This is a genomic window from Microbacterium sp. NPDC057407, assembly GCF_042803895.1.
In the GTDB taxonomy this organism is placed as follows: Bacteria; Actinomycetota; Actinomycetes; order Actinomycetales; family Microbacteriaceae; genus Microbacterium.
On the sequence record NZ_JBHVCA010000007.1, the window covers coordinates 92,550 to 113,404 of the forward strand.

The 20,855-nt window shown below is 71.2% G+C and carries 17 protein-coding genes and 1 pseudogene; 6 read left to right on the forward strand and 12 right to left on the reverse strand.

Translation table 11 applies throughout. From position 1 onward, the window contains the following. Window positions 1-74: 74 nt before the first annotated feature. From ACFUTX_RS15700 to ACFUTX_RS15710, 3 genes are all read right to left on the reverse strand, one after another. Window positions 75-833, reverse strand: a complete 759-nt coding sequence (locus ACFUTX_RS15700; RefSeq protein WP_378866759.1) for a YqjF family protein — start codon at window positions 831-833, stop codon at window positions 75-77. Continuing rightward, window positions 830-1,591, reverse strand: coding sequence for a hypothetical protein (locus ACFUTX_RS15705; RefSeq protein WP_378866762.1), 762 nt, complete (start codon window positions 1,589-1,591; stop codon window positions 830-832). The genes ACFUTX_RS15700 and ACFUTX_RS15705 overlap by 4 nt, the downstream gene beginning before the upstream one ends. A 64-nt stretch (window positions 1,592-1,655) precedes the next feature. Continuing rightward, entirely contained in the window at window positions 1,656-3,092 is a 1,437-nt protein-coding gene (locus ACFUTX_RS15710) for a helix-turn-helix domain-containing protein (protein ID WP_378866764.1), read from the reverse strand. Between the two features lie 123 nt (window positions 3,093-3,215). Here ACFUTX_RS15710 and ACFUTX_RS15715 point away from each other — a divergent pair, with 123 nt between their 5' ends. Further along, window positions 3,216-5,096 carry a phosphoenolpyruvate carboxykinase (GTP) gene (locus ACFUTX_RS15715; RefSeq protein WP_378866766.1) on the forward strand — a complete coding sequence of 627 codons (1,881 nt, stop codon included), beginning with the start codon at window positions 3,216-3,218 and terminating at the stop codon, window positions 5,094-5,096. Between the two features lie 123 nt (window positions 5,097-5,219). Here the strand turns inward: ACFUTX_RS15715 and ACFUTX_RS15720 are convergent, their stop codons facing one another. Both ACFUTX_RS15720 and ACFUTX_RS15725 read right to left on the reverse strand, forming a co-directional pair. After that, a complete protein-coding gene (locus tag ACFUTX_RS15720) occupies window positions 5,220-7,202 on the reverse strand; it encodes an ABC transporter ATP-binding protein (protein WP_378866769.1) in 1,983 nt (660 codons plus the stop codon). 26 nt (window positions 7,203-7,228) lie between these two features. Then, a complete protein-coding gene (locus tag ACFUTX_RS15725) occupies window positions 7,229-7,444 on the reverse strand; it encodes an AsnC family protein (RefSeq protein WP_378866772.1) in 216 nt (71 codons plus the stop codon). A 142-nt stretch (window positions 7,445-7,586) separates the two neighbouring features. On the opposite strand from ACFUTX_RS15725, the gene ACFUTX_RS15730 reads away from it, so the two are divergent. The 3 genes from ACFUTX_RS15730 to ACFUTX_RS15740 are packed head-to-tail and all read left to right on the forward strand — an operon-like array spanning window position 7,587 to window position 10,269. Beyond that, window positions 7,587-8,528: an ABC transporter ATP-binding protein gene (locus ACFUTX_RS15730; protein WP_378866775.1), complete on the forward strand. Its 942-nt coding sequence runs from the start codon at window positions 7,587-7,589 to the stop codon at window positions 8,526-8,528. Between the two features lie 35 nt (window positions 8,529-8,563). After that, window positions 8,564-9,445: an ABC transporter permease gene (locus ACFUTX_RS15735; protein WP_378866833.1), complete on the forward strand. Its 882-nt coding sequence runs from the start codon at window positions 8,564-8,566 to the stop codon at window positions 9,443-9,445. Next, window positions 9,442-10,269, forward strand: coding sequence for an ABC transporter permease (locus tag ACFUTX_RS15740; RefSeq protein ID WP_378866778.1), 828 nt, complete (start codon window positions 9,442-9,444; stop codon window positions 10,267-10,269). The genes ACFUTX_RS15735 and ACFUTX_RS15740 overlap by 4 nt, the downstream gene beginning before the upstream one ends. A 460-nt stretch (window positions 10,270-10,729) precedes the next feature. On the opposite strand, the pseudogene ACFUTX_RS15745 reads toward ACFUTX_RS15740, so the two are convergent. From ACFUTX_RS15745 to ACFUTX_RS15775, 7 genes and pseudogenes are all read right to left on the reverse strand, one after another. Continuing rightward, window positions 10,730-12,023 (reverse strand): annotated as a pseudogene (locus tag ACFUTX_RS15745) (MFS transporter). Window positions 12,024-12,256: 233 nt separating this feature from the next. Continuing rightward, window positions 12,257-12,610, reverse strand: a complete 354-nt coding sequence (locus ACFUTX_RS15750) for a Fe-S protein (protein WP_378866781.1) — start codon at window positions 12,608-12,610, stop codon at window positions 12,257-12,259. A 48-nt stretch (window positions 12,611-12,658) separates the two neighbouring features. Then, complete coding sequence (ribH, locus tag ACFUTX_RS15755; protein ID WP_378866784.1) at window positions 12,659-13,138, reverse strand: 6,7-dimethyl-8-ribityllumazine synthase; 480 nt, start codon at window positions 13,136-13,138, stop codon at window positions 12,659-12,661. Further along, window positions 13,135-14,406 carry a GTP cyclohydrolase II gene (ribA, locus tag ACFUTX_RS15760; protein ID WP_378866787.1) on the reverse strand — a complete coding sequence of 424 codons (1,272 nt, stop codon included), beginning with the start codon at window positions 14,404-14,406 and terminating at the stop codon, window positions 13,135-13,137. Before ribA ends, ribH begins: the two co-directional genes overlap by 4 nt. Beyond that, window positions 14,403-15,080: a riboflavin synthase gene (locus ACFUTX_RS15765; RefSeq protein ID WP_378866790.1), complete on the reverse strand. Its 678-nt coding sequence runs from the start codon at window positions 15,078-15,080 to the stop codon at window positions 14,403-14,405. Before ACFUTX_RS15765 ends, ribA begins: the two co-directional genes overlap by 4 nt. Then, window positions 15,080-16,105 (reverse strand): bifunctional diaminohydroxyphosphoribosylaminopyrimidine deaminase/5-amino-6-(5-phosphoribosylamino)uracil reductase RibD, encoded by a 1,026-nt coding sequence (ribD, locus tag ACFUTX_RS15770; RefSeq protein WP_378866793.1) that lies wholly within the window; start codon window positions 16,103-16,105, stop codon window positions 15,080-15,082. The genes ACFUTX_RS15765 and ribD overlap by 1 nt, the downstream gene beginning before the upstream one ends. Window positions 16,106-16,411: 306 nt before the next feature. Continuing rightward, window positions 16,412-17,389 (reverse strand): sugar-binding transcriptional regulator, encoded by a 978-nt coding sequence (locus ACFUTX_RS15775; RefSeq protein ID WP_378866796.1) that lies wholly within the window; start codon window positions 17,387-17,389, stop codon window positions 16,412-16,414. A gap of 77 nt (window positions 17,390-17,466) precedes the next feature. On the opposite strand from ACFUTX_RS15775, the gene ACFUTX_RS15780 reads away from it, so the two are divergent. Then, complete coding sequence (locus ACFUTX_RS15780) at window positions 17,467-19,218, forward strand: glycerol-3-phosphate dehydrogenase/oxidase (protein ID WP_378866799.1); 1,752 nt, start codon at window positions 17,467-17,469, stop codon at window positions 19,216-19,218. A 72-nt stretch (window positions 19,219-19,290) separates the two neighbouring features. Further along, window positions 19,291-20,847, forward strand: coding sequence for a glycerol kinase GlpK (gene glpK, locus ACFUTX_RS15785; protein WP_378866802.1), 1,557 nt, complete (start codon window positions 19,291-19,293; stop codon window positions 20,845-20,847). Window positions 20,848-20,855: the final 8 nt, after the last annotated feature.

Genomic DNA, 20,855 nt, shown 5'->3' on the forward strand with positions numbered 1-20,855 from the left:
ACCGCTGCGTCGTGCGACGCCGCGCTCGCAGGGATCTGCAGCGCCCGACCGTGCGAACCCCCGACCGGCTCGCCTCACGCGATCCGGACGGGCGCGGCGAAGCGCGTGAGGAATCCCGGATGCTGCGCGGGCATCGCGAGCACGGAATCCGGTGTCCTCAGCGCGAGGTCGCCGAGCCCGGCATCGCGGACGAGGTCGTCGGCGAGGTTCAGCAGCTCGGCCTCCACCAGCGGCCAGGCCACGTGCTCGTTCGCGGCCCAGCGGGTCGCGCCGAGATGGGTCTCATGGAAGCCCCATCGGGCCGTGAGGAACCTCGACAGCGGGGTGTCGGCCGGCTCCTCGCCCAGCCGCACGGCGATCCGGGTGCCCGGGCCGGTCGATCGGCCGTCGACGCGGCGACGGCGGGACCGGTACTCGACGACGTCGCCACGGGAGCGGACACCGATGCGCGCCCAGCGGTAGGGCAGCCCGAACAGCGCCCGTGCGGCCAGCACCGGCAGCAGGTGCTCCGCCTCGAGCGTGCGGAACACGACGCTGCGCCGTCCGGCATCGTCGACGCCGTACGTGCGCACGTTGATCTCGGCGAACGTCCCCAGGAACGGCACCGCGGGCAGCGGCAGGAACCGGAAGTCCGACAGCACGAAGGGCACGAGACCGACCCAGGCCGAGCCGTCGAACGTGTCGGGGCGGACGCCGGATGGCAGCATCCGTTCCACCGCCTGCGGCGGCACCCGCCAGTGCAGGAACACCGCGCCGCTCCAGCGCTGCTCGATCACCGCCCGGCCGGGGAGCGGCGGGGCGTCGGCCTCCACGGTCACGTCTTCGCCCGTCACCCGACCGCCACACCGACCGCGAGCACGATCGGCGCGAGAGGAATGGTCAGCGCCAGCATCCGGTCCACCCGCGTGCCGATCTCGGGGGTGCGCTCGCCGCGCCCGAGCACCCAGACGCCCACCCACACCGTGGCGAGCGCGAGCAGCGCGGCGATCGTGACGATGCGGATCAGGATGCCGGGGCCCACCTCGACGAGTCCGCCGCCGACCTGCGCGAACGCGATGACGCCCCACGGCACGACCGCGATCGCCGCCCCGAAGCCGAAGGCCCACAGACCGGCGCGGCCGGTCGCCGTGCGCCGGTCGTGCAGCCACAGGAGCATCCCGCCGGCCGCACCGAGCGCGTAGAGCGGCACGAGCGAGGTCACAGCGGTGATGCCGTTGAGCTGCGCGACGAGGAACGTGACGACGCCGCCGACCTGCGAGTACTCGATCCAGCGGGTCGTGTGACGGTCGGCGTGCATCGCGCGGTGGCGCCGGGCCCGAACCGCGGCGACCAGCGAGAGCGCGCGCAGCCCCGCCAGGAACAGCAGCAGCATCGCGACGGCATCGGGCAGCTGGACGACGGCGAGGGAGACGGATGCCTCGGCCGTCGCGAGCTCCACGGGCGAACCCGTCGGCGCCTCCGGCGGCCGCACGAAGGTCGCCGTCACGGGAAGCCCGAGCCACGGCTTGCCGTCGCCGACCAACAGCACGACGACGGCGACGGCCGCGAGCACGACCGCCGAGATGACGTCGGTGCGGACGGTCCGGGTCATCGGCGCTCCTCGTGTGTGCGGCGTGAGGCTTCCGAGCGTACCCACCGCCGGGGACGGGCCGGGGTCAGGCGTGGCGGTCGAGGAACGCGTACACCTCGTTGTCGTCGACCCCGGGGAAGGCCCCGCGGGGGAGCGGGGAGAACATCTGCATGTGCACCCGTGCGCTCGGCCACGCCTTGCCGGCCCAGCGCGAGGTGAGTTCGGCGGGAGCCCGGCGGCAGCAGGACTCGTCGGGGCACGTCGACGACGCGCGCTTCTGGGTCTCGCGGCCGCGGAACCACCGCGCGTCGTCGAACGGCACCCCGACCGTGATCGAGAACTCCCCCTCGCTCGTCGTCCCGGTCTGGGTCGAGCACCAGTAGGTGCCTGCCGGGGTGTCGGTGTACTGGTAGTGCTCGGTGGTGCGGTTCTGCTCCGAGAACGCGGAGCGGGCCGAGAACTTGCGGCACGCGATCTGCCCGTCGACGGCGCCGGTGACGTCCATCGGCAGCGGCAGGTCGTCGTTCTCGTAGACGCGCGTGATGGCGCCCGAGCCGTCGACACGCAGGAAGTGCAGACGGATGCCGAGATGCTTCGTCGCCAGATTGGTCAGGCGCATCGCGGCCGCTTCGTGCGTCACGCCGAAGGCGTCGCGGAAGTCCTCCACCGCGAGGTTGCGGTCCTTCTTCGCCTGCTGCAGGAACGCCACCGACGCCGTCTCGGGCATGAGGCAGCAGGCGGCGTAGTAGTTGATCTCGAGGCGCTGCTGCAGGAAGTCCGCGTAGTCGGTGGGGCGCTCGTGTCCGAGCAGCCGGTGCGCCATCGCCTGGAGCGCCATCGACCGCAGGCCGTGCCCGCCCGGAATGGAGGCGGGGGGCAGGTAGATGCGGCCGTTCTCGAGGTCGGTCACCGATCGGGTCGAATGAGGCAGGTCGCTCACGTAGATGAGCTCGAACCCGAGCTTCTCGGCCATGATGCTCACGGTGCGGTGCGTGAGGGCGCCGGATACGTGCCCGGCGGCCTTGAGCTGCTTCTCGGCCAGCTTCTCGATGTCGGGCAGGTAGTTGTCGAGCTCGCGCATCCGCAGCCGCAGTTCGGTGTTGCCGCGTCGGGCCTCTTCGGGGGTCGCGATGGCTTCGCGCTCGCGACGCTGCAGCTCGCGATGCAGGCCGAGGATCGACTCGAGCGTTTCGTCGCTCATGCCCTTCGTCACCTTCACCGGCGCGATGCCGAGCTGGCGGAACACCGAGCCGGCCTGCGCCCGCTCCAGTTCGATCTCCAGGGCGGCGCGCCGGTTCGGCGGCTCGGACGACAGCAGATCGGCGACCTCGACCCCGGTGGCGGTCGCGATGGCCTGCAGCAGAGACAGCTTGGGCTCGCGCTTGCCGTTTTCGATCAGGCTCAGCTGACTGCCCGCGACGCCCACGATCTCACCCAGTTCGTCCAGCGTGTAGCCGTGCGCGATGCGCTGGTGGCGGATGCGGTGGCCCAGGGTCGAGAGTTCGAGCGACGTCGGCGGCATTCTTTGAGGATAGCGAAAGAATCGCAACTCTTGACGCGTATGACGCGAGGAAGAGTGCGGATAAGGCGGGGAAAGTAGAGGAGGACGACGATCTGAACGTCGAATCGAGGAGGAGCGACCACCATGGCCCTTGCCGACATCTTCAGCCGCCCGGCGGGATCCGCCCCCGCACGACCCGGGGTCGGACGCACGTACGGCGATCTGCCCGCCATCCAGGGCGAGGGCATGGCCGACCTGCGCGCATGGGTGGAGGAGATCGCCGCGCTCACGCAGCCCGACCGGATCCACTGGGTGGACGGATCGCGTGCCGAGAACGACGCGCTGCTGCGCGAGATGGTCGACGAGGGCAAGCTCATCAAGCTCAACCCGGAGTGGCGTCCGGGGTCGTACCTGGCCCGCTCGCACCCGAGCGACGTCGCCCGCACGGAGGCGCGGACCTTCATCGCCTCCGAGCGCGAGGAGGACGCCGGTCCGACGAACAACTGGATCGACCCCGCCGAGATCCGCGCCACCCTCACCCCGCTGTTCGAGGGGTCGATGAAGGGCCGCACGATGTACGTCGTCCCGTTCTCGATGGGCGCGGTCGGCGGTCCGCTGTCGCACATCGGCGTGCAGATCACCGACAGCGCCTACGCCGTCGCCTCGATCGAGATCATGACGCGGGTCGGCACCGAGGTGCTCCGCGAGATCGCCGCGGGTGCGCCGTGGGTGAAGACGGTGCATTCGGTGGGGGCGCCGCTGCAGGCCGGCGAGCAGGACGTCGCCTGGCCCTGCAACGACGAGAAGTACATCGTGCACTTCCCCGACACGCTCGAGGTCTGGTCGTTCGGCTCGGGCTACGGCGGCAACGCGATCCTCGCCAAGAAGTGCTTCGCGCTGCGGATCGCGTCGGTCATCGGCCGCAACGAGGGCTGGCTCGCCGAGCACATGCTGCTCATCCGCGTCATCGACCCCGCCGGGCGGGCGTACCACCTGGCGGCGGCCTTCCCCAGCGCGTGCGGCAAGACGAACCTCGCCATGCTCCGCCCCACGATCCCCGGCTGGCGCGTGGAGACCCTGGGTGACGACATCGCGTGGCTCCGACCCGGCGAGGACGGCCGACTCTGGGCGATCAACCCCGAGGCCGGCTTCTTCGGCGTCGCGCCGGGAACCGGGGAGTCGACCAACGTCACCGCGGTGGAGACCCTGTGGGGCAACACGATCTTCACGAACGTCGCGCTGCGCCCCGACGGCGACGTCTGGTGGGAGGGGCTCACCGACGAACCGCCGGCGGAGCTCATCGACTGGGAGGGAAAGCCGTGGACCCCGGCATCCGGTCGTCCCGCCGCCCACCCGAACTCGCGTTTCACGGTCCGCGCCGAGCAGTGCCCCCAGATCGCCGGCGACTGGGACGCCCCGCAGGGCGTGCCGCTCGACGCGATCCTGTTCGGTGGACGCCGCGCCACCAACGTGCCGCTGGTGGTCGAGGCCACCGACTGGACCCACGGCGTCTTCATGGGCTCGAACATCTCGTCCGAGCGCACCGCCGCTGCCGAGGGCACGGTGGGCGAGCTGCGCCGCGACCCCTTCGCGATGCTGCCCTTCTGCGGCTACAACATGGCCGACTACTTCGGCCACTGGCTCAAGGTGGGGCAGAAGCTGCGCTTCGACCGTGCGCCGCGGGTGTTCCAGGTGAACTGGTTCCGCAAGGGCGCCGACGGCCGGTTCCTCTGGCCCGGCTTCGGCGACAACGCGCGCGTGATCGACTGGATCGTGCGCCGCCTGGACGGCGAGGTGCCGGCTCTCGAGAGCCCCATCGGCCGCCTGCCGCGCACCGAGGACCTCGACCTCGACGGCATCGACGTGCCGCAGGCCGACCTCGACGAGCTGTTCGCGGTCGACCCCGCCCTGTGGATGCAGGAGGCCGACCTGACCGAGGAGTTCTACCGCACCTTCGACGGGCGCGTGCCCGCGCCGCTGTGGGCCGAGCTCGCTGCGCTGCGCTACCGCCTCCAGCGCGCCTGATCCGGATGCCCTTCGCCCGGCCCCGCTGGTGTCGAGTCGCCAAGACACGCCGACGCGGACGCGGATGATCGGCGTGTCTTGGCGACTCGATCGGGATGAGCTCGGGCTCGTGGCGGACGGGGGTCAGACGAGCAGCTGGTGCTTCGCGAGGTCGCGGTACAGCGGCGTCGACGCGATGAGCTCGGAGTGCGTGCCCTGCCCGACGACCCGACCGTGCTCCATGACGACGATGAGGTCGCTGTCGACCACGGTCGAGAGGCGGTGCGCGATCACGATGAGCGTCCGCCCGGCGGCGACCGCGTCGATCGCCTCGCGCATGCGCTGCTCGTTCAGGCCGTCGAGCGACGACGTCGACTCGTCCAGCAGCAGGATCGGCGGGGCCGCGAGGAGCGCGCGTGCGATCGCGAGTCGCTGGCGCTCGCCGCCCGACAGCATGACGCCGCTCTCGCCGACCGCGGCGTCGAGGCCCAGCGGGTCGCGGTCGAGCACCTCGCCGAGGTTCACCGCTCGCAGGACCGCTTCGCACTCGGCGTCGGAGGCGTCGGGAGAGGCGAGGCGGAGGTTGTCTCCGATCGTCCCGGCGAGGGTCGGGGCATCCTGTTCCACATACCCGAGGCGCGAGCGCAGGTCGGCGCGGTCGAGCGCGCGGACGTCGACGCCGTCGAGCAGGATCGCCCCGCCGGTGGGGTCGTAGAAGCGCTCGATGAGGGCGAGGGTGGTGCTCTTGCCGGCGCCCGAGGGTCCGACCAGCGCGACGCGGGAGCCGCGCGGCACCGCGAAGGACACTCCTCGCAGCACCTCGCGGTCGGCGTCGGTCGCCGCTTCGGCGAGGGGGACGGATGCCTCGTCCCGCACGATCCCCGAGGGGTCGACGTGTGCGTTCTCGAGCACCGCGATCGCCTCGGTCTCGGCCTTGCGCCGGGCGGCGACGACCGCTTCGGGGTAGCGGAACCGCACGTCGCGGAACTCCACCGCCGGCGCGGGCGTGCTCGGGTCGGCGGTGGGGGCGTCGCGCACCACGGCCTGGGCGAGCGCGGCGTCGTGCTGCGTCTCGGTGGGGAGGTCGAGGACCTCTTGGATGCGGCCGAGCGCGCCCAGCGCCTGGTTGACCGAGGTGATGGCTCCGAAGAACGACCCCAGCGGCGCGATCAGCATGAAGAGGAACATGATGAACGTCACGAGGCTCGCGATCGAGATCGCCCCGGTCGCGACGCGGAATCCGCCGAGGCCGATGACCACGAGCAGCGACACCTGCAGCGCGATGCCGGCGATCGGCACGACGAGGGCCGACACCTTCGCGATGCGGACTCCGACGGTGTAGGCGGCGGTCGCTCGCTCTGTGACGGCCGCCACCTCGCGCTCGGTCGCACCCGCCGCGCGCACGGTGCGGATCGAGCCCACCGCACGCTCCACGCCCGACGCGAGTTCGCCGACCTTCTCCTGCTGCTCGGTCGACGCGGTGCGGATGCGGCCGCTCAGCACGACGACCCCGACGACCGAGACGCCGATGACGACCACGATGATGCCCAGCAGCACCGGGTCGATCAGCGCCATCGCGATGATCGCGCCGGCGAACAGTAGCCCATTGCCGACGGCGTCGGCGAGACCCTGCGTGAGCACCGCGTAGAGGAGGGTGGTGTCGCTGCCGACCCGCGAGACGAGGTCGCCGGTGCGGCGGGCGTCGAACTCGCTGATCGGCAGGTGGAAGATGCGCGCGATGAGCTTGCGGCGGCTGGAGTAGACCACCGCCGTGCCGGTGCGCTGGAGCAGATAGTGCTGCCATCCCGAGATCAGCGACGAGAGGATGACGAACCCGGCGAGCGCCCACAGCAGCAGACCGAGGTCGAGGTTCTTCTGCACGCGGTCGATGACCTGCCCGACCAGCAGCGGCTGCACCAGCATCGTGGCCGCGCTGAGGATGCTGAGCACCGCGACCACCACGAGTGTGCGCTTGTGCTCGAAGAGGAACGGCAGCAGCTGTCCGAACGTGGCCCGCGGGCCGTCGTCGGCCTTGCGGCCTCGGCGTCCGCGCGGGGGGCGGGCGGGGGAGGCCGATCGGGCGGCGGCTTCGGCCTCGGCGGTGTCGGCGGTGTCGGCGGAGGGCATGGGTGAACCTCGTTCGTCGGGAGGGGTTACCTTCGACCGTACTTCTTGTGGACGGCCTGTTTCGTCACTCCCAGCGCCGAGGCGATCGCCTGCCACGAGAACCCGAGGTTGCGGGCTCGCCGGACCGCGACCTCCTCGGCCCGCGCGAGTTCGGTCCGGGCGTCGGCCAGCCGGCGCAGCTCGACGATCGGCTCGCGCTCGGGCGCCGATCCGATGAGGGTGCGCAGGTCGTCGCCGCTCACGTCGCTCCTTGTATGAGGGAGGTGACGGATGCCTCGGCCGAGGCATCCGTCGTCAACCGTAGTTGACGAGCACGGCGTCGTCAACTGCGGTTGACGCGTCGATCGCGGCGGTCGTGTCGGCGGGCGGCGTTAGGGTTGTCCGGTGCCAGCGCCCGTGATCGATGCGAAGAACCTCGTCAAGTCCTATCCGGTGAAGGGCAAGCCCGACTTCCTCGCGGTCGACGGGCTGTCGTTCGAGGTGGCACCGGGCGAGTCGTTCGGGCTGCTCGGGCCGAACGGGGCGGGCAAGTCGACCACCATGAAGATGATCGGGGCGGTGTCGACCCGCACGGCGGGCGACCTGTCGATCCTCGGACTCGACCCGGATCGGTACGGGCCCGAGATCCGATCGCGGCTCGGGGTGGTCCCGCAGCAGGACAACCTCGACGGCGAGCTGAACGCGCGCGAGAACCTGTACATCTACGGTCGCTACTTCGGCCTGCCGGGCAAGGTCTGCGCGCAGAAGGCCGACGAGCTGCTCGCCTTCGCCGCGCTCGAAGACAAGGCGAAGAGCAAGGTCGACCAGCTCTCCGGCGGCATGAAGCGGCGCCTCACGATCGCGCGGGGGCTCATCAACGACCCGCGCATCCTCCTGCTCGACGAGCCCACGACCGGCCTCGACCCGCAGGCCCGTCACGTGCTGTGGGACCGTCTGTTCCGCCTCAAGGAGCGCGGCACGACCCTCGTGCTCACCACCCACTACATGGACGAGGCAGAGCAGCTGTGCGACCGACTCATCGTCGTCGACAAGGGCCGCATCATGGCCGAGGGCACGCCCGCGTCGCTCATCCGCGACCACTCCAGTCGCGAGGTGCTCGAGGTGCGGTTCGGCTCCGACCGCAACGAGCAGGTCGCCGGGCAGCTGCATGGGATCGGCGACCGGGTCGAGGTGCTCCCCGACCGCGTGCTCGTCTACGCCGGCGACGGCGAGGCGGCGCTCGAGCAGGTCACCTCGCGCGGACTGCACCCGCTCACCAGCCTCGTGCGTCGCTCCAGCCTCGAAGACGTGTTCCTGCGCCTCACGGGAAGGTCGCTGATCGAATGAGCGACGTGCGATCACCGAGACCGGGAGACGAGCGGATGCCGGGGGCCGAGGCATCCGTCACCGCCGACGACGGGCTCGACGAGCTCCGTGCCGAAGCGAGGGAGTGGGGGCGCAGACCGCGCACCCTTGGCTCGTACTACGTCACCGAGCACATGGTGCGGGCGATGCGTGCCTACGGGTGGACGATCATCGTGGGCGCCCTCGGGCAGCCGGTGCTCTACCTGCTCGGACTGGCGGTCGGGCTCGCCGCGCTGATCCAGGCGCCGATCGAGGTCGGCGGCCAGGAGGTGCCGTACCTGGTCTTCGTCGCGCCCGCGCTGCTGATGACGTCGGCGGTGGCCGTGGCATCCGAGGAGTTCACCTACCCCGTGATGTCGGGGTTCAAGTGGCGGCGATACTTCTACGGCTTCAACGCGTCGCCGCTGTCGTCCGGCCAGATCGCCAACGGCGTCGTCGCCGGCGCGGGGGCGCGCATGGGCGTGACCGTCGTGCTGTACTTCCTGTTCATCGCGCTGTTCTTCGCCTGGCTGCAGCCCGACGCGATGCGACCCGGCACCGCGTGGCTGGCGATCTTCATCGCGCTGCTCGGCGGCCTCGCGTTCGGCACGCCGCTGATGGCCTACGCGGCGTCGATCGAAGACGACAAGGGCCAGTTCGCGCTCGTGCAGCGGTTCCTCTTCATGCCGATGTTCCTGTTCTCGGGCACCTTCTACCCGCTGCGCGAGCTGCCCGACTGGCTCGAGTGGATCGGCTGGATCTCGCCGCTGTGGCACGCGACCGAGCTGGGACGCGTCGTCACGTACGGGCAGCCGAGCCCGCCGATCCTCATCGTCGTGCACGTCGTGTATCTGCTGACCCTCGCGATCGGCGGCCTCGTCGTCGGCCGGCGCCTGTTCGAGCGGAGGCTCGCGAAATGACCGCGGTGACGACGACGACGGACGCCCCGGTCCGGCGCGGCGGCGTGCGGGCGCTGTGGGCCGGCAATCCCCAATCCGTCGTGCAGCGCGGACTGATCGCGGCGCGATCGTCGAGCTGGGTCGTCGTGCTGTCGGGATTCTTCGAGCCGGTGTTCTACCTCGTGTCGATGGGCGTCGGGCTCGGCAGCCTCATCGGCGACGTCGAGACCTCCAGCGGCGTCGAGGTGTCGTACGCGGCGTTCATCGCGCCGGCGCTGCTCGCCGTCTCGGCGATGAACGGCGCGATCTACGACTCGACCTGGAACGTGTTCTTCAAGCTCAACTACGGGAAGCTCTACGAGGGGATGCTCGCGACCTCGCTGGGGCCGCTCGACGTGGCGCTCGGCGAGATCCTCTACGCGCTGCTGCGCGGCCTGCTGTACGCGACCGGCTTCATGATCATCATGCAGGTGCTCGGGCTCAACCTGGCCTGGACCGCGATCCTCGCGATTCCCGCCGTGCTGCTCATCGCGTTCGGGTTCGCCAGCCTCGGCATGGCCGTCACGAGCTACATGAAGACCTTCCAGCACATGGACTGGATCAACTTCGTCCTGCTGCCGATGTTCCTCTTCTCGGCGACGCTCTACCCGATCACGGTCTACCCCGACTGGGTCCAGCACGTGATCATGGCCTTCCCGCTCTGGCACGGTGTCGAGCTCGTACGCGGTCTGACGACGGGGGTCCTCACGCCCGACATGTGGTGGCACGTGCTGTACTTCGTGGTGATGATCGCGATCGGCCTCGTCTTCACCACGAAGCGCCTGCGCGCCCTCTTCCTCGACTGACCTCGCCGCAGCGAGCACGCCCCGCGTGGATGTGCACGATGACGGGCCGGTTGCTCCGCGCGGATCCGTGATCCAGCACATCCTCGCGATCGTGCTCGTGCCCCCGTAAGGCGCGCGAGTTTCCTGCAATTGCGGCGTCGCGCGACGCAGCGGTTGCCGTGAGGTGCAGCGGCTGGAGGAAGCTGCCGCGCGTGCCTTGAGCTGCCGCGCGTGCCGTGAGCTGCCGCGCCCGAGGGGATGTACCGCGGGCCGTCGGCGACCGCTGCAGTTTCCTGCAACTGCGGCGTCGGGCGACGCCGCGCATGCCGCAAAGTGCCGCGCGCCCCGCGCGCCGAACCCGTCCCGCCACGCCGAACCCGGCCCGGCGACCCCGGCCCCTCGCGCCGACCGCAGGCCCGGAGGAACAGCGGATGCCGCGACCCACGCAGGGCCGCGGCATCCGCTGTTCTTCAGAACGGGATCAGAGCGAGCCGGTGGCTCCGACTCCCAGGTCGGCGTCGTAGTCGACGTCCTTCGTCTCGGGCGCGAGGAGCAGCGCGATGAAGGTCAGGACGCCCATCGCCGAGAGGTACAGGCCGACGAGCCAGGGGCTTCCGCCCGTCGCCGCCCACAGCGCCACCGCCACGATCGGCGCGAGGGCCGCTCCGAGGATCGACGACAGGTTGTACGCCACCGCCGAGCCGGTGTACCGCACGTTCGTCGGGAACAGCTCGGGCAGCACGGCGCCCATCGGGCCGAACGTCGATCCCATCAGCATGAACCCGGAAGATGAGGAACGCCTGCGCCAGGGCGCCGGTGAATTTCGGGTCGGCCTGCGGCAGCAGGAACAGGTTGAACGTCAGACCGAACACGATGATCAGCCCCGTCACCCACAGCAGCAGCTTGCGGCGGCCGACCGCGTCGGCGATGGGGCCCGATAGCAGCGTGAAGATGCCGAAGAACACCACCCCGATGATCTGCATGATCACGAAGTCGGTGTAGCCGAAGCCGAGTCCCGGGTAGAACTGCGCCGCGAACGTCGCCGCGTCGAACGGCTTGCCGGCCGCCTCTGCCGCCGCCTGCGCCGCCGCCGACGCCGTCTCGAGATCGGCGGCCTTCGTGCCGTACGAGAGGGTGAAGTTCGTCATGAGGTAGAACAGCACGTACGTCGCGAGCATGATGAACGTGCCGAGAATCAGGTGCCACCAGTGACGACGGATGACGGCGAGGAAGATCGAGTTCGCGATGATGAAGCCCAGCGGCGCACCCAGCTGGGGGAACGTGCCGTACCAGGCGCGCTTGCCCGCCGGGGCGTTCTCGGTCGCCACCAGCGCCGCGCCCGACCACTCGCCGCCGAGGGCGAAGCCCTGCGCGAGGCGGAGGATGAGCAGCAGCAGCGCCGCCCACCAGCCGATGTCGTTGTACGTCGGCAGGCAGCCGATGAGGAACGTCGCGATCCCCATCGTGAGCAGCGATGCCACGAGCGTGGCCTTGCGGCCGAAGCGGTCGCCGAAGTGACCGAACACGATGGCGCCCAGCGGCCGGGCGATCATCGCCGCGCCGAACACGCCGAACGAGGCGAGGAGCGCGGTCGTGTCGTTGCCGGTCGGGAAGAAGAGGATCGGGAACACGAGCACCGCGGCGGTCGCGTACACGTAGAAGTCGTAGAACTCGATGGTGGTGCCCACGAGGCTCGCGGTGATGACGCGGGAGCGGGGATTCGCGGGGGCTGAGGACGACGCCGTCGCAGCGGCGGCAGAGCTGGGGGAAGACATGGATACCTGTCGAAACGCGTTGCGGTCCATCCTCGTGGGATGTGAGGTGGGCGGCCGCCGATGCAGGGTGACGCATCAGGCGGCGCTGCACTGGGTCACCGGAACCCGGGTGCGTTCACCCGGGCACGAGCATCGAGTCTAGCTTCGCGGTGGGCGGCACGGTCCGGAACGGGAAGAGCGGATGCCGCGCCCGGCGTGGGACGCGGCATCCGATCTCGATCCGTGTCGGGCGTTCAGCGCCAGAGCACCGCGATCGCGGCGTTCGCGAGCGTGAGCACGCCGATCGACCAGAAGATCGCGGGCGGCACCTTGCCGGTCTTGCGCTGACGCCCGGCGCCGATGCCGAGCAGCGCTCCGATCACGAGGAGGATCAGGAGCTTCAGGCCGATCTTGGCGTAGTTCAGCTCGTAGTCGATCCCCCACGGTGCGGCGAGGATGACGCCGGCGAGACCGGCGATCGCGAGCCCCCAGTGCATCAGCCGCGTGATGCCGCGGTGACCGTTGACGAGCTCGACGGCCCACGCTCCGAACAGCAGCGCGAACCCGACGAGGTGGAACAGCAGGACGAGGTGGCGAAGGAACTCCATGCGCCCGAGGCTAAGCCCGCGGGGCGCGCCGCGCCACCAAGGACGGCCTCACTGCCCGCGCAGGTCGCGCAGCACCATCGCGGTGCGCACGGCGGCGTCGGCCGCCTCGAACCCCTTGTCTTCGTCCGAGCCGGGGAGGCCGGCGCGGGCGATGCCCTGAGCCTCGTCGTCGAGCGTGAGCACGCCGAAGCCGACCGGCTTGCCCGTGTCGAGCGCCACTCGCGTGAGCCCGTCCGTCGCCGCCGACGACACGAACTCGAAGTGCGGCGTCCCGCCCCGGATGATCACGCCGAGCGCCACCACCGCGTCCGCCCCCGCCTCGAGCGCGGCCTTCGCGGCGACCGGCAGCTCGAACGAGCCCGGCACGCGAACGAGTCGCCACGTGGCACCGTACTCGTCGAGCGCGCGCTGGGCGCCCGCGATGAGGCCGTTGGAGATCTCGTCGTGCCAGGTGCCGGCGATCACGACCACGTCGAGACCGGTCGCATCCACGGGCGCGCCGGGCACCGGAGCTCCCTTGCCGCTCATCGCTCCGCTCCTTCGTGCATCTGCGCGAGGGCGTCGGCGAGGTCGTCCTCGTCGATGATGTGGCCCATGCGGTCGCGCTTGGTGGCGAGGTACTGGTGGTTGTTCGGACCCACCCCGACCAACAGCGGCACCTGCTCGACGATGTCGAGCCCGAAGTCGCGCAGCTGCTTCACCTTGTCGGAGTTGTTCGTCAGCAGGCGCACCTTGTCGACGCCGAGGTCGGCGAGGATGCCGGCGGCCGCGGCGTAGTCGCGCGCGTCGGCGGGGAGGCCGAGGGCCAGGTTCGCGTCGACGGTGTCGAGCCCCCGCTCCTGCAGCGAGTAGGCGCGGAGCTTGTTGATGAGGCCGATGCCGCGGCCCTCGTGCCCGCGCATGTAGATGACGACACCGCCGTCCTGCTCGATCGCGTCGAGCGCGGCATCCAGCTGCGGACCGCACTCGCACTTGAGCGAGCCGAAGGCCTCGCCGGTCAGGCACTCGGAGTGCACGCGCACCAGGGGCGCGTCGCCGATCTCACCCGAGACCACGGCGACGTGATCGGTGCCGGTGACCCGGTCCTTGTACGCGAGGAACCGGAACTCGCCGTGCGACGTCGGCACGAGGGCCTCGGCGCGCAGGCTCACCCGGCGCTTGTGCGTGTGCGCCTGGCTCTCGACCGGCTCGTGCTCGTCGAGGTAGTCGATCAGCTGCTCGATGGTGATGACCGGCACCCCGTCGCGCTGACCCAGCTCGAGCAGCCCCGGGAGCCGCATCATCGACCCGTCCTCGGCGACGACCTCGGCGATCGCGCCGACCGGGTGCACGCCCGCCAGGCGCATCAGCTCGACCGCGGCCTCGGTGTGGCCGCCGCGCTCGCGCACGCCGCCGTCGACGGCGCGCAGGGGCAGGATGTGCCCCGGGCGGATGAGGCTCGACGGCGTGGACTCCGGGTCGGCTAGCACGTTGAGGGTGTGCGCGCGGTCGGAGGCGCTGATGCCCGTCGACTCGCGGTCGGCCGCGTCGACGCTCACCGTGTAGGCGGTGGCGCGGGCGTCCTGGTTGATCTCGACCATCGGCGGAAGGTCGAGGCTGTCGGCCCAGTCGGCGGGCATCGGGGCGCAGATGAAGCCGCTCGACCAGCGCACGGTCCAGGCGAGCCACTCGGGCGTCGCGAGCTGCGCCGAGAGCACGACGTCGCCCTCGTTCTCGCGGTGCTCATCGTCGGCGACGATGACGGGCCGCCCGGCGCGGATCGCGTCCAGGGCCTCGGGGATGGTGGCAAGGCTCATTCCGAGCCTCCTTCCGTCGGTGCGGCCGCAGCCGCGGGGAGTTCTGACGTCGCGGCGGGGAGGGTCCCGAAGGAGACCAGCCGCTGAACGTGTCGGGCGAGGATGTCGGTTTCGAGGTTGACGCGGTCGCCGGCGACGCGGGCGCCCAGAGTCGTGGCGGCGAGCGTCTCGGGGATCAGCGAGACCTCGAACCAGTGCACGCCGTCGGCCGGCGCGGCCGGGCTCGCGGCGCTGACGGTGAGCGAGACGCCGTCGACGGCGATCGAGCCCTTGTCGACGACGAGGGGGGCGAGGTGGGCGGGAAGGCCGATCCGCAGCACGCGCCACTCGGCGCCGGGGCGCACCTCGAGCAGTTCGCCGGTGCCGTCGATGTGACCCTGCACGATGTGACCGCCGAGGCGGCCGTGGACGGCGGTGGCGCGCTCGAGGTTCACGGGGCGTCCGGCCCCCACGCCGGCGAGCGTCGACATGTCGAGCGTCTGGCGCATGACGTCGGCGGTGAACCAGTCCGTGCCCTGGTCGACGACGGTGAGGCAGACGCCGCTGACCGAGATGGAGTCTCCGTGCGCGGCATCCGACACCGCCTTCGGCGCCCGGACGGTCACGCGCACGCCGTCCCCGGACGGCTCCACGGCGGTGATCTCGCCGACTTCCTCGACGATTCCCGTGAACATCAGCGGTCTCCTTCGGTGGCGGGGGAAGCGACGATCAGCAGGTCGTCGCCGAGTCTCTCGATGCGTTCGGGCGTGAGGCGCAGCGCGCCTGTGATGGTGGACACCCCGACGTCGCGCACCGCGAGCCGGTCGCCGCCCAGCAGCACCGGGGCGACATAGACGAGGTACTCGTCGACCAGCCCTTCGCGCACGAAGGACGACGCGACGGCCGGGCCGCCTTCGACGAACACGCGGTGCACACCCTTCGCGCGCAGGTCGTCGAGCGCCGCATGCAGGTCGCCCGCGTACTGCACGAGGGGGAGCGGATGCCGCCGCACGGCCGCATCCGCCGGGATCCCGCGTGCGCCCAGCACGACCGGCACGGGCTGCTGCGGGGAGAGCGAGCCGTCGTCCTCCCGCGCGGTCAGCGACGGGTCGTCGGCGATGACGGTGCCGGTGCCCACGACGATCGCGTCGCTCGCGGCGCGGCGGCGATGCACGTCGGCCCGGGCGGCGGGACCGGTGATCCACTGGCTCGTGCCGTCGTCGGCTGCGGCGCGCCCGTCGAGGCTCTGCGCCCACTTGACGGTGACGTGCGGGCGGCCCAGACGCTGGACGGTCAGCCACGAGTCGAGCAGCGCCGTGGCCTCGTCGGCGAGGACGCCCGAGACGACGTCGACGCCGGCCGTCCGCAGGCGCTCGGCGCCGCCCGACGAGACCGCGTTCGGGTCGGGGATGGCGTAGACGACGCGGGCCACGCCGGCGGCGATCAGCGCCTCGGAGCACGGGCCGGTGCGGCCGGTGTGGTTGCACGGCTCGAGCGTGACGACGGCCGTCGCACCGTGTGCGGCGCCGGGGGCGAGCTGCATGAGGGCGGCCACCTCGGCGTGGGGCGTGCCTGCGCCGCGGTGCCAGCCTTCGGCGAGGACCGTGCCATCGGGCGACAGCAGAACGGCGCCCACCTGCGGGTTCACCCCGCGGGGGCCGCGCGTCGCGAGCTCGAGCGCACGACGCATCGCGTCGCGCTCTGCCGTGGTCGCCGTCATCCGTGTCCTCTGTCTCACCCGCGGTGCTCCGGGACACGGGAATCGGCGGCGCGCGTGGCGCCGCCCGTGCTGCCTCCCATCCGGACTAGCGAAGACTCCTGCGCACAGGCTTCTTCGCATCACCGTCGGTTCCGGAATTGCACCGGATCGGCCGCGGCGGCATCCGTTCGGATGCTGGTGCCTTGGCTCGCGGACTGTCACCGCCGGTTCGGATTCTCACCGACCCCGGAGCACGTTGATGCTCTCGAGTGTAGTAAACGCCGAGGTGACCGGTTCATTCCATGTCGCAGAATGAACGCCGACCGGTCACTCGCTGAGCGCCCGGGCGACGGCCTCGTCGACGACCAGATCGGTGGCGAGCCCGGCGGCGAGGGCGCCGCGCAGGCTCTCGACCTTCGAGACGCCCGACACGACGCACAGTCGTCGGGGCACGCGCCGCAGCACGTCGAAGTGCGGCCCCGTGGCGCGGTCGTTGAGCGGGATCCGGTCGCTCGAGCCGTCGGCGCGGAAGAACACCGTGGCGACGTCGCCGACGACGCCTTCGGCCTCGAGGGCGGCGAGCTCCTGCGCCTCCAGGTAGCCCCCGGAGTAGACGTGGCTCGGCACCCGCGATCCGGCGGATCCGGTGCTGAAGATCACGAGGTCCATCGCCGCCTGCATCGCGAGGATGCGGCGGGTGCTGCGCTCGCGCCACATCGCGTGCTTCGTGCGCGGGTCGTCGAAGAAAGCCGGCACCGGGAACTGCTGCGCGCTTCCGCCGTAGGCGCCGGCGAACCGGCTGAGGATCTCGCTCGCGTAGAGCAGTCCCGTCGTGTAGGTGTTGCCGGATCCGTTCAGCTGCACGAACGTCGTGCCGTGCATCGGCTTCGGCACGAGGCGCCGGCTCACCGCCGCCGTCGTCGACCCCCACGCGACGCCGATGGTCATGTCGGACTGGACCAGCTCGTTGAGCAGGTGGGCCGCGGCGACCGCGACCCGCTCCAGTCGCTCCACGTCGGTCGCGTCGTCGGGCACCGGGACGACATGAGCCGTCACGCCGAAGCGGTCGGCCAGGTGCTCCTCGAGCAGCTGGGGAGCCGCGAACGGGGAGCGGATGCGGATGTCGACGATTCCGGCCGCACGGGCGTGCGACAGCAGCCGCGAGACCGTCGAGCGAGAGGTGTCGAGCTCGCGCGCGATGGCCTCCATGGTGCGGTCCTGCACGTAGTAGAGATGGGCCGCGGTGAGGGCGCGCTGCAGCGTTCGGGGGTCGGATGCTTCCTCCACAGGTGCAGTCTTGCACATATGTGCAATCGGCCTGCAAGGACGTCCAGGGATGCGATCATGGAGGCACTGCACCACGACGCACGACAGGGAAGCCGATGAGCGACGTCACCGAATCCGCATCCGACCCCCGACCCGACGGCGGCCCGTCACGGGGCTTCTCGGCCCTCCGCGAGCGGCCCTACGCCGACGTGCTCGTCGTGGGCGGGGGCATCAACGGTCTCGCCACGTTCCGCGACCTCGCCATGCAGGGGGTCGATGTCGCCCTCGTCGAGCGATCCGACTTCGTCAGCGGAGCGTCCGCCGCGTCGTCGCACATGATCCACGGCGGCATCCGCTATCTCGAGAACGGCGAGTTCCGTCTCGTGCACGAGGCCGTCACCGAGCGCAACGCCCTCCTCCGCGTCGCGCCGCACTACGTCCGGCCCCTCCAGACCACGATCCCGATCTTCTCGACGTTCTCTGGTGTGCTCAGTGCTCCGCTGCGGTTCCTCCGCCACGGCGGGGGCGCGCACCGCGAGCGCGGAGCGGCGCTCATCAAGATCGGCCTCGTGATCTACGACTCGTTCTCGCGAGGCGGCGGCCGCGTGCCGCGCCACACCTTCCGCGGCCGCAAGCGGTCGCTGCAGGAGCTGCCTGAGCTCAATCCCGACGTGAAGTACACCGCCACCTACTGGGACGCCTCGCTCCACGACCCGGAGCGCCTCGCGCTCGACGTGCTCCGCGACGGGCGGGCGGCCGGGGACGGGAAGGCGCGGGCCGCCAACTACACCGGCGCCGCCGGCACGCGCGACGGCAAGGTCGTGCTGCGCGACACCGTGTCGGGCGAGGAGGTGCTGTTCGCGGCATCCGTCGTCGTCAACGCGTCCGGACCGTGGACCGACCTCACCAACCTCGCCCTCGGCGACCCCACGCGCTACATGGGCGGCACCAAGGGCTCCCACATCGTGCTCGACCACCCCGAGCTGCTCGCCGCGACCCGCGGGCGCGAGCTGTTCTTCGAGAACGCCGACGGCCGCATCGTGCTCATCTACCCGCTCAAGGGCCGGGTGCTCGTGGGCACGACCGATCTCGAGCACGACATGCGCGACCCGATCGTGTGCACCGAAGAAGAGGTCGACTACTTCATCGACCTCGTCGGGCAGGTGCTGCCCGGCATCGCGGTGGACCGCTCGCAGATCGTGTACCGCTTCTCGGGGGTGCGGCCGCTCCCCGGCCACGACGACCTCGCCCCGGGATTCGTGTCGCGCGACTACCGCATCGAGTCTGCGCCGCTCGTGGGCGGCGATGCCACCGTCCTGAGTCTCGTCGGCGGCAAATGGACGACCTTCCGCGCGTCGGGCGAGCACCTCGCCGACCGCGCCCTCGAGCTGCTCGCCCGGCCGCGGCGCCGTTCGACCAAGGGCGTGCCCATCGGGGGCGGCAAGGGGTTCCCGACGACCGAGCGCGCCCGCCAGCAGTGGATCTCGGGTCACGCCGACGGACTGCCCCGCGCCCGGGTCGCGACCCTCCTCGACCGCTACGGCACCGTCGCCACCGAGGTGATCGCCGCCATCGTCGACGACGTCGACGACACCGGACTCGAGCACGTCCCCGGCTACAGCTCCGCAGAACTGCGTTATCTGGCGGCGGCCGAAGACGTCGTGCACCTCGAAGATCTCCTGCTCCGCCGCACCAGCATCGCCTTCGTCGGCGCCGCCACCGACGACGCCGTGCGCGAGATCGCGCACACCGTCGGGCCGGTGCTCGGGTGGGACGCCGCCCGCATCGCGGCGGAGACCGAGCGCGGCATCGCGGGAGTGCACGCCGCCGACGCGGCGTGGGGCGAGGCATCCGCGGCATCGCGATAACCTGGACCGCAGCCCGGCGCACCGCCGCCCGGGCAGGTGCGGGCGGCGATGCCCGCGAGGAAGGAGGCGGCCGTGGCCGACCACGTTCTGGCTATCGACCAGGGCACCACGTCCACCCGGGCGATCGTGTTCGACAGCGCCGGCGCCGTCGTCGCGGTCTCGCAGCGCGAGCACGAGCAGATCTTCCCGCGCGCCGGCTGGGTCGAGCACGACCCCGTCGAGATCTGGACCAACACCGAGTGGGTCATCGCGTCGTGCCTCTCGCGGGCGGGGGTCGCGGCATCCGACATCGCCGCCGTCGGCGTGACGAACCAGCGCGAGACGGCGGTCGTCTGGGATCGCCGCACCGGCCGTCCCGTCTACAACGCCCTCGTCTGGCAGGACACGCGCACCCAGCCGCGCATCGACGAGCTCGCCGGATCGGCGGAGGGCGCCGGCGGCGAGGGCACGTACCGGTTCGCGGAATCGACCGGGCTGCCGCTGGCCACCTACTTCTCGGCGTCGAAGATCGCGTGGATCCTCGACCACGTCGCGGGCGCGCGCGAGGCCGCCGAAGCCGGGCACCTCGTCTTCGGCACCACCGACACCTGGGTGGTCTGGAACCTCACGGGCGGCGCCCGCGGCGGCATCCATGTCACCGACGTCACGAACGCCTCGCGCACGCTGCTCATGGACCTGCGCACCCTCGACTGGTCCGACGAGCTGCTCGCGGTCTGGGGCATCCCGCGCCCGATGATGCCCGAGATTCGCTCGTCGTCGGAGGTGGTGGGGACGACGGCGCTCCCCGACGTGCTGCACGGCACGCCCATCGCCGGCATCCTCGGCGACCAGCAGGCGGCGACCTTCGGGCAGGCGGCCTTCGACGCCGGCGAGTCGAAGAACACATACGGCACCGGCAACTTCCTGCTCGTCAACACGGGCACCGAGATCGTGCGCTCGGACCGCGGCCTCATCACCACCGTCGCCTACCGCTGCGACGGCGAACCGGCCCGGTACGCGCTCGAAGGGTCGATCGCGGTGACGGGGTCGCTGGTGCAATGGCTGCGCGACAACCTCGGGATCATCCAGCGCTCCGAAGACGTCGAGACCCTCGCCGCGAGCGTGGACGACAACGGCGGCGCCTACTTCGTCCCCGCGTTCTCGGGCCTGTACGCGCCGTACTGGCGTCCGGACGCCCGGGGTGCGCTCGTCGGGATGACCCGCTACGTGAACAAAGCCCACATCGCCCGCGCGGCGCTGGAGTCGACGGCTTTCCAGACGCGCGACGTCATCGACGCCGTGGTCGCCGACACCGGGCGCGAGCTCGAAGAGCTGCGCGTGGACGGCGGGATGACACGCAACGACGCGCTCATGCGATTCCAGGCCGACATCCTCGGCATCCCGGTCGTGCGCCCGAAGGTCGTCGAGACGACGGCGCTCGGCGCCGCATACGCCGCCGGCCTCGCGGTCGGTGTGTGGGGCGGGCGCGACGCGCTCCGCGCCCACTGGCAGGAGGACGTGCGGTTCGAGCCGCGCATGCCCGAGGACGAGCGCGAGCGGCGCTACCGGCTGTGGCGCAAAGCCGTGTCGAAGTCGCTGAACTGGGTCGACGACGACGCCCGGACCCTCATGGGCACGACCGGCCCCTGATCGGCGCC

Coding starts and splice junctions, on each gene's coding strand:
- ACFUTX_RS15705 (WP_378866762.1), bottom strand. CDS start 1,591: ATGACCCGGACCGTCCGCACCGACGTCATCTCGGCGGTCGTGCTCGCG.
- ACFUTX_RS15775 (WP_378866796.1), bottom strand. CDS start 17,389: ATGTGCAAGACTGCACCTGTGGAGGAAGCATCCGACCCCCGAACGCTG.
- ribD (WP_378866793.1), bottom strand. CDS start 16,105: ATGACGGCGACCACGGCAGAGCGCGACGCGATGCGTCGTGCGCTCGAG.
- ACFUTX_RS15720 (WP_378866769.1), bottom strand. CDS start 7,202: ATGCCCTCCGCCGACACCGCCGACACCGCCGAGGCCGAAGCCGCCGCC.
- ACFUTX_RS15735 (WP_378866833.1), top strand. CDS start 8,564: ATGCCGGGGGCCGAGGCATCCGTCACCGCCGACGACGGGCTCGACGAG.
- ACFUTX_RS15710 (WP_378866764.1), bottom strand. CDS start 3,092: ATGCCGCCGACGTCGCTCGAACTCTCGACCCTGGGCCACCGCATCCGC.
- ACFUTX_RS15715 (WP_378866766.1), top strand. CDS start 3,216: ATGGCCCTTGCCGACATCTTCAGCCGCCCGGCGGGATCCGCCCCCGCA.
- ribA (WP_378866787.1), bottom strand. CDS start 14,406: ATGAGCCTTGCCACCATCCCCGAGGCCCTGGACGCGATCCGCGCCGGG.
- ACFUTX_RS15750 (WP_378866781.1), bottom strand. CDS start 12,610: ATGGAGTTCCTTCGCCACCTCGTCCTGCTGTTCCACCTCGTCGGGTTC.
- ACFUTX_RS15765 (WP_378866790.1), bottom strand. CDS start 15,080: ATGTTCACGGGAATCGTCGAGGAAGTCGGCGAGATCACCGCCGTGGAG.
- ribH (WP_378866784.1), bottom strand. CDS start 13,138: ATGAGCGGCAAGGGAGCTCCGGTGCCCGGCGCGCCCGTGGATGCGACC.
- ACFUTX_RS15780 (WP_378866799.1), top strand. CDS start 17,467: ATGAGCGACGTCACCGAATCCGCATCCGACCCCCGACCCGACGGCGGC.
- ACFUTX_RS15740 (WP_378866778.1), top strand. CDS start 9,442: ATGACCGCGGTGACGACGACGACGGACGCCCCGGTCCGGCGCGGCGGC.